Raw genomic sequence first — 6,907 nt, forward strand, 5'->3', positions numbered from 1 at the left:
AGAGTATGACCGGAAAGAGGACGTTTCTGGTGTCGTGGCCCCAATGCTTCCAGGACAACGCGCCGCGTCCACGGCGCGAGCGGAAGGCACCGACAAACGGTGCCTCGCTCACAGTCCGGCGCGCTCCGCGCGCAGTCCTGATCGTGAAAATTTATTGGGAAAATACTCTTATATTTCATGGATATTCCTGAAACGTTGCGGCATGTGTGCGGTGTTTCCCCTCGTGGAAAGGATACGATCCATGCTGCTTGGTCTCGGTATTGTCCTGGGTTTCGCCGGTATCGGCTTCCTGTGCTGGCTGCTGTTTCTTTGCGCGGTCTATGCCGCACCGCTGTTCGTGGCGGCGATGGCCTGCACTCTGCTCTACGACCATGGCCTGCTGTCTGGCGCTCACGCCATCCTGGCGTCCTCGCGCGATCCCGCGCTCCGGACATTGGTGTCGCTCCTGCTCGCCCTGCCGGCTGTGTTGGCGGGGTTCGGCATGACGCTCGGCTTCTCCGGCATGGGCGATATGGGCACCATCCCAGCTTACCTTTTCGCGACGTTCGGCGCGCTGTGCGTCGGTGGAGCGGCATGGACACGGCTCTGCACCATCCAGCCCGCGTAAGTCCCGGTGTCAGAATACCTGCGACCGGGTCCAAAGGTCAACGTGGGGTGGTCAGTGCCCGTTGCGCGGCCTCTGGCGGACCAGGGGGTAGGTGAGGGCAGCACCTTTCCTTTTGCGAGAGAAGCCCGGTACATACACCAACCGGGGTGAAACGGCGGTCAGCTTCAGTACGGAAAACGCATGCCGTTCTGCTGGCGTAACTGGCGGCCCAGCGTCAACGTCCCGTCTGTCGAGCCGGAAGGGCAGGGAACATGGTACCGGCCAGCGGGTTTTCCCGGCGACGGATACGGTTCGATCTCCATAGTGTCGAGAAACGGATATCCCCCGGCATCTCACGCCCCTGCCATGGAACACGACGGACTGACCTGTTTCTCCACAGGGCTGACGATGCCGCACACCATGGCCTCTCGATATGGCCGATCTGCCCGAAGACCGGCTTCGCCTCGCCCGGCTATGGCGCAACGGCGGCCCGCAACTTTCTTCCCCTGCCGGCTGCGCCGTCATTCCTCGCGAGGCAACAAAGTTCCGGTCCTGCCGTCCTCCGCGTTGCTCCGGCCTGCACGCAGGTGCGCCGCCGGTCGTCTCCGGGCTGACGATGGCCATCGAGGCCACGGTGGTCGCGGCCCGATACAAGCCAGGAGACAGGACAATGATCATCGGTTCATTCAAAAAGGTCGGCGAGGGTTACGAGGGCGAGATTGTCACCCTGACACAGAAAATCCGGGGTATCCGCTTCGTGCCCGAAGCCAACCGGGCCAGCGACAATGTTCCCAACTTCCGGGTCCAGATCGGAAAACTTGAAGCCGGAGCAGCCTGGATCAAGCACACCACGGACTGGCGTGAATATCTCAGCGTAAAGCTAGACGATCCGACCCTTCCCGGTCCGATCTTCGCCAGCCTCTTCGAAGAGGAAGGGGGCGCCTACAATCTGGTCTGGAGCCGCCAGCGCCCGCGCAACGGGGACTGACCACCCCCGGCCCCTCCGGTTCGCCGGAGGGGTTTTCTTCTTCAGGCCAGTTACGGCTTCCCGCCGGTCGGTGCCTCTTCTGTCGCGACAACGTGGCTTTCATCCAGTAACGTCGCCGGCCGCACGCCCAGCGCCTGCGACGCATGCCACAGCGAGAGCAGCGTCGCGTTCTGACGCCCGGTCTCGATCCAGCTGATATAGGCGCGGTCCACGCCCATCCGTTCCGCCAGGGCTTCCTGGCTGAGACCGGCGGCGCGTCGCAGGCGCCTCACGTTCGCGCCGAAAAGTCCTCGGATGTCCATCCGCAGGATAGGAACGATTTGTGTATTATCGCGCTACGTATTATAATACACGGACGGTTTCTCACTCGCCGGAGTGATGTGCCAAGCACATCACGTGATGCCGGAAAAACCGGTCTTTCGCGCCCATACGGCCTGAATCCTCCATCTCCCTCCAAATAATCACGATCCCACCCGATATTTTCGGGATCACCTCCCTGAGTCTTCGGGACTACCCGTTTCGGTTCCGCACCGGATACTGGGTCGAATCCATGACATATCGGGGGAGGGGGCGTGCCGACAATCCGGCCATGGGATGCCGCACCCCTTCGTCGCGCCTTCGCCGGGCTCGACACTGCCGGTCTCGCCCAGGAATGGCTGCGGCATAATCCGGCCTATCGACACGATCATGCAGCAATAATTCGGATGGGCAAGGTTGACGCCGAAGCATGGCGCGCCTTCGCCCGTCGTTGGGGGTTGCGTTTTCCCTGTCGACCCTGATCTCCCTGCCTGGCTTGCCCCTGCTTTCTGGGATCCGGACATCGCGCCGGAGGTCGCCGTGCGTGGCGATGGGGGTGACATCCTGTCCCGTCTCGCGCCATACGCGCGGGCACGACATGACGGTCCCGACGGCATCCATCTCGTGCTGGACAGCGCGGCAGGCCCGCTGCGCATCGTCATTGTCGTCGATCGACAGCCCGACGCACCAGGAACCTGGTTCATCATCGATGACAGGCACCTCACGACCCGTCTGGCTTGCGTTGCGCGCTTCGGCCGCCTGCTTGCCGGTCAGATGCCCGGTCCTCTTCCCTCTACGCTGCGCCTGAGTCCCCAGCAGAAACTGCGGCAGATACGCATGCTCTGCATTGCCGAAGGCCGGCGCATGGGGGTGGCGGTCCGACGGATCGCGGCCGGCATCTACGGTGAGCATATCCTGCGCCTGTCCCGCAATGAATGGCGTGCCAGCTCATGGCATCGGGCTTTCTACCGCGATCTCGACGGTGCCGGTTTCTATCTGAACGGCGGACACATTGCTCTCCTTCAGGGGCTGAAGCAGGGGGGTGACAGTCTGGCGGCCTGAACTTTGTCATCCCTCCCCACAGACCATTCTCCGGCAGCGTCCTCCCATGAGCCGCGACATTCCGCACGCGGCCCGCTCCAACGGGAGGAAGACCCCATGCGTGTCCAGCCGACACTGCCACCGCGCTATCTGCGCACCCCGGACGCGGCCAATTTCGTTGGCCTGTCCATCCGCACCCTCGAAAAACACCGGAGTTGCGGCACCGGTCCGCTCTACCGCCAGCTTGGCGGCCGGATCGTCTATGCCGTCGAAGACCTGTGCGCCTGGGCCGATCTGAACGTCAGGCTCTCCACCGGAGACGGTGGCGGCATCCCGATGCCATCCGACCCGCGCGCCTACATCATCCGATTGCAGGCCAGGGCTCGCAAAGCCCAGCAGCGGAGTAACGGACGATGATGCCGGCCGCCGATAGCTGGCGTCAGCCCGACCGCCGTTTCGTGGTCACGGGCTCGGCTCGGCCCCGCGACATCCGCGATCTGATGGGCCGTCCGTTTTTCGCGCTGGGGCACATGGCGCGCCTTGAGCCCCTTCGCTACCGCTCGCGTCAGATGGAAATCGTTGTCGAAGCCTCGGCTCCTCTGGGCATGGCGACGATCCGGGACGCCGATATCCTGCTCTGGCTGACCGGCCAGATCGTCGATGCCCTCAACCACGATCTGTGGGTGTCGCGCCATGTGCGCTTCACCCCGTGGCGGCTGTTCCAGGATCTGGGATGGGCTGACGGCGCCCACCAGTATCGCCGGCTTTATGGCGCCCTCGCGCGTCTGGCGGAAACGCGCGTCACCACCAGCCTGCGGCAGGAGCCGGAGTGGCGCGAGAAGCCGTTCGCTGGATCAGTGACGTCCGGATTTCCCGTGAGGATGGGGTGGCCCTGACCCTGCCGGACTGGCTCATGGAGATGGCCTGTGATCGCTCTCATGTCCTGAGCGTCGATCCCGCCTATTTCCGTCTTTATGGCGGCCTGGAGCGGTGGCTTTACCGTCTGGCGCGCCGACATGCCGGTCGACAGAAAGATGGATGGCGTTTCGATCTTCGTGATCTTCATGCCCGGTCCGGCACCCTCTCTCCCTGGCGGAATTTCGTGATCGACGTCGCCGGCATTGCCCGTCGCCAAGTCGTCCCAGGTTACGACTGCAAGGTTATTTATGGCGGAAAACAGCCAGTCCTGCGTATCTCCCCAACGGTATTACCCACCGGTTCTGTGGATAACCGTGTGAATTCTACCGTTGGTCAGGATGCGGAACATACCATTGCTCACGGTGCGGAAATACCGTTGCCGACGGTGCAGAAAACGTCGCAGTGCGTTGTTTTCAAAAGCGGATTCAGCCCCGTAACTTATATAACTAATATAATAACTTATTATGTAGGGGATTTCGGTCTTTTCGCTCCTCTTCCGGCTGCCCGGTCGGGGCGTGGAGAAAAGGCTCGGGAAGCGGTCGCGGATCGCATGGTCGGTGTCCCATGACCGCCCGTTCTTTCCGGCCGGACGACTCTGTCCTCACCATGGTTGAACTGACGTGGATCGAGAAGCGTATCGAGCACTGGATCCGGTTCGGCCGTCCCGTCGAGGATCGTATTCTCGACCGTCGGCGCAGGCTGATGAGCTTCACGCCAGACAGCGTGTTCGCTTCATCCGCTGGGCTGCCAACGATTTCGGGACCGTCGTGTCCTGCATCGACATCGTGCGCGCCGTGGACGCTCGGGAAGCCTGCCAGACCGTGCCGTTCGTGCGCCCTGGTGGCGAGAGCCTGCTGCGCCAGAGCGGCTGGCCCAAGGTGCGGCGCGTGCTGGAGGCGATCGACGGCGTGGAGGCGCTGGGAATTGATCCTGCGGCTGCCTGTCCCGATCACTGGCGGCACCTGCATCATCGACTCACGGCGGCTCAGGAGCCACGTCTCTACACGCGGGAGCGCCACGAGGCGTGGCTTCGCAGGAGGGCCATGTCATGACCCGGCGTGCATGGTTCTTCACCACGTATTTCGCCGTGCTCGGCGTGGGCGCCTCGCTGGTGTTTCATCCCGCGCCGCGCTGGGTCTGGAATGAAACGGCCAGCGTTCCGGTGGGTCTGTATCGCATCCAGCCCACCGTCCCGATCCATGTCGGTGACATCGTCGCGCTCCGCCTTTCCGAGCGCGACGCGATGCTGCTGGCGATACGCGGCTACCTGCCGTTTGGTGTGCCGCTGCTTAAGCCTGTGGCAGCACTGGAGGGGCAGAGTGTCTGTCGGATTGGCGCGCATGTCACCATCGACGGCAAGCCCGTCGGTGACGCGAAGACCATCGATCATCGGGGCCGTAAGCTGCCAGTCTGGCAGGGCTGCCAACGTCTCGGGCCGGGGCAGGTGTTCGTCATGAACGCCGCCGTGCCGACCAGCCTGGACGGGCGGTATTTCGGCCTCCTGTCGATGGATACCGTCATCGGGCGTGCGGTGCCGGTTCATGTCCGCACGGGCGAGGCAGAGCAACCGCTTCCGCATTTCGATCCCCTCCCGGATCTGCGCGATCCGGTGCGGAAACGGCCGCTTCTGGGACCGCCAATGATGCCCGCAAAAGAGAGCGAGCCCCCCATCCAATGATGATCGTAAAGCACACGGATTTTCCATCATCCCTATCATTTCCGAAAGGATTTTTCTCATGAGCCAGATCGGATTTTTTACCCGCACCGTCGATGGATTTGCTGGTCGCGTGCGCACCCTGTCGCTGGATGCCGAACTGACCTTCGTGCCAGTGGAAAACAATGGCGCGGAAAATGCCCCGGATTATCGCATCCATCTCGGTGATGGTGATTCAGCACCCGAGATTGGAGCCGGATGGAAACGTACCGGGGAGCGCGCCGGTGAATATATCTCCATCGTGCTCGACGATCCCAGTTTCGTGCAGCCAATCCGTGCTACGCTGTTCCAGGTCGGGCGGGGCGGGCGTGAGTGGCAACTGGTCTGGAACCGGCCTGTAAAACGTCCAGTTGGTCGGGAATGAGTGCCCGGTTTTTTATATCCGCTGGCGTGCTGGCCGTGCTTGCGCTGTCGCTCTCGCCCATTCCGGTCCATGCGCAGGATTGGGATGATCTGGTGCGTCAAGCGGCGGAGCGGAACGCGATCCCGCCAGCATGGGTGAGGGCCGTCCTCCATGCCGAAAGTGCCGGCGACCCGCACGCAGTTTCCGGCGCCGGTGCGATGGGGCTGATGCAGCTTATGCCCGGCACATGGAAGGATGTCCGGCGTGCGCTGAATCTGGGGGGCGATCCCTTCGATCCGCATGACAACATTGCGGCCGGAGCAGCCTATCTGCGATGGCTGCATGACCGCTATGGCGATGCGGGATTTCTCGCGGCCTATAACGCAGGTCCCGGTCGTTATGACGACCATCTGGCGACTGGTCGGCCATTGCCATCCGAGACGGCTTCCTACGTGGAATTCGTCAAACGGCTGATGAAAAACCCATCGTCTGACCTCCATCTTCCCATTTCTTTTTTGTCCTTTCTGGCTCGTTCCTGGATGACGGCTGCGCTCTTCGTTTCTGGCTATCCCGATGCGTTTCGAGCACCCACGGCACGTCATGTTGCTGCTCCCGACGACCTCTTCGCAGGGCATGCCGGGGAGAGGTCCGGCATGGTCCCGCTGAGGGGAGCGGATCAGGTCCAGTGAGGCGTGAAAACCCCGGAAAAGGGCAGAAAAAGTTAGGGCTGGATAAAAGGCCGCACATCGCGGCTCGGTTGGGATGGTGGTTTTCCGGGGTTTTTGAAGTCTTGTCGCGAGGTGCGTGGAAATTCCGCACCTCGCGACAAGGTGTCATCTCTTTGATCCGACGCGATCTTTCGCGCGGTGCAGGACATTTTTCATGAACAGGGACGAAAAATTCCGGGTCCGGCCAGGGCGTATCCGCTCCACCCGCGCCCGGCAGGCGCGACCCTTCGTGACGCAGGTGCTGGCCTCCGTGCAGCGGGCCGGCGGCAGGGTGTCCCGGGCTGGGAAAATC

9 protein-coding genes and 2 pseudogenes are annotated in these 6,907 nt (G+C 62.6%); 10 read left to right on the forward strand and 1 reads right to left on the reverse strand.

The genetic code is table 11. The annotated features are described in order from the left end of the window. Positions 1 to 241: 241 nt before the first annotated feature. Both JCM25143_RS13880 and JCM25143_RS13885 read left to right on the forward strand, forming a co-directional pair. Complete coding sequence (locus tag JCM25143_RS13880; protein ID WP_025861644.1) at positions 242 to 607, forward strand: hypothetical protein; 366 nt, start codon at positions 242 to 244, stop codon at positions 605 to 607. Between the two features lie 649 nt (positions 608 to 1,256). Next, positions 1,257 to 1,574, forward strand: coding sequence for a DUF736 domain-containing protein (locus JCM25143_RS13885; RefSeq protein WP_025861645.1), 318 nt, complete (start codon positions 1,257 to 1,259; stop codon positions 1,572 to 1,574). A 50-nt stretch (positions 1,575 to 1,624) separates the two neighbouring features. Here the strand turns inward: JCM25143_RS13885 and JCM25143_RS13890 are convergent, their stop codons facing one another. Beyond that, positions 1,625 to 1,876 (reverse strand): helix-turn-helix domain-containing protein, encoded by a 252-nt coding sequence (locus JCM25143_RS13890; protein ID WP_025861646.1) that lies wholly within the window; start codon positions 1,874 to 1,876, stop codon positions 1,625 to 1,627. 270 nt (positions 1,877 to 2,146) lie between these two features. On the opposite strand from JCM25143_RS13890, the gene JCM25143_RS24405 reads away from it, so the two are divergent. From JCM25143_RS24405 to JCM25143_RS13925, 8 genes and pseudogenes are all read left to right on the forward strand, one after another. Beyond that, positions 2,147 to 2,353, forward strand: a complete 207-nt coding sequence (locus tag JCM25143_RS24405) for a transcriptional regulator domain-containing protein (protein WP_081773602.1) — start codon at positions 2,147 to 2,149, stop codon at positions 2,351 to 2,353. A gap of 58 nt (positions 2,354 to 2,411) precedes the next feature. Next, the gene (locus tag JCM25143_RS13895) at positions 2,412 to 2,933 is read left to right on the forward strand and encodes a DNA -binding domain-containing protein (protein ID WP_234395311.1); all 522 of its coding nucleotides are present in this window, start codon (positions 2,412 to 2,414) and stop codon (positions 2,931 to 2,933) included. Between the two features lie 96 nt (positions 2,934 to 3,029). Next, on the forward strand, positions 3,030 to 3,329 hold the full coding sequence (locus JCM25143_RS13900) for a helix-turn-helix transcriptional regulator (protein ID WP_025861649.1): 300 nt from the start codon (positions 3,030 to 3,032) through the stop codon (positions 3,327 to 3,329). A 113-nt stretch (positions 3,330 to 3,442) separates the two neighbouring features. Beyond that, positions 3,443 to 4,398 (forward strand): annotated as a pseudogene (locus tag JCM25143_RS19920) (replication initiator protein A). Beyond that, positions 4,395 to 4,882 (forward strand): annotated as a pseudogene (locus JCM25143_RS19925) (DUF2840 domain-containing protein). The pseudogenes JCM25143_RS19920 and JCM25143_RS19925 overlap by 4 nt, the downstream one beginning before the upstream one ends. Beyond that, a complete protein-coding gene (locus JCM25143_RS13915) occupies positions 4,879 to 5,508 on the forward strand; it encodes a S26 family signal peptidase (RefSeq protein WP_025861650.1) in 630 nt (209 codons plus the stop codon). Before JCM25143_RS19925 ends, JCM25143_RS13915 begins: the two are co-directional and overlap by 4 nt. Before the next feature lie 58 nt (positions 5,509 to 5,566). Beyond that, complete coding sequence (locus JCM25143_RS13920; protein ID WP_025861651.1) at positions 5,567 to 5,908, forward strand: DUF736 domain-containing protein; 342 nt, start codon at positions 5,567 to 5,569, stop codon at positions 5,906 to 5,908. After that, positions 5,905 to 6,576: a lytic transglycosylase domain-containing protein gene (locus JCM25143_RS13925; protein WP_025861652.1), complete on the forward strand. Its 672-nt coding sequence runs from the start codon at positions 5,905 to 5,907 to the stop codon at positions 6,574 to 6,576. Before JCM25143_RS13920 ends, JCM25143_RS13925 begins: the two co-directional genes overlap by 4 nt. The last annotated feature ends 331 nt before the right edge of the window (positions 6,577 to 6,907 follow it).

The organism is Acetobacter papayae JCM 25143, from assembly GCF_000613285.1.
In the GTDB taxonomy this organism is placed as follows: Bacteria; Pseudomonadota; Alphaproteobacteria; order Acetobacterales; family Acetobacteraceae; genus Acetobacter; species Acetobacter papayae.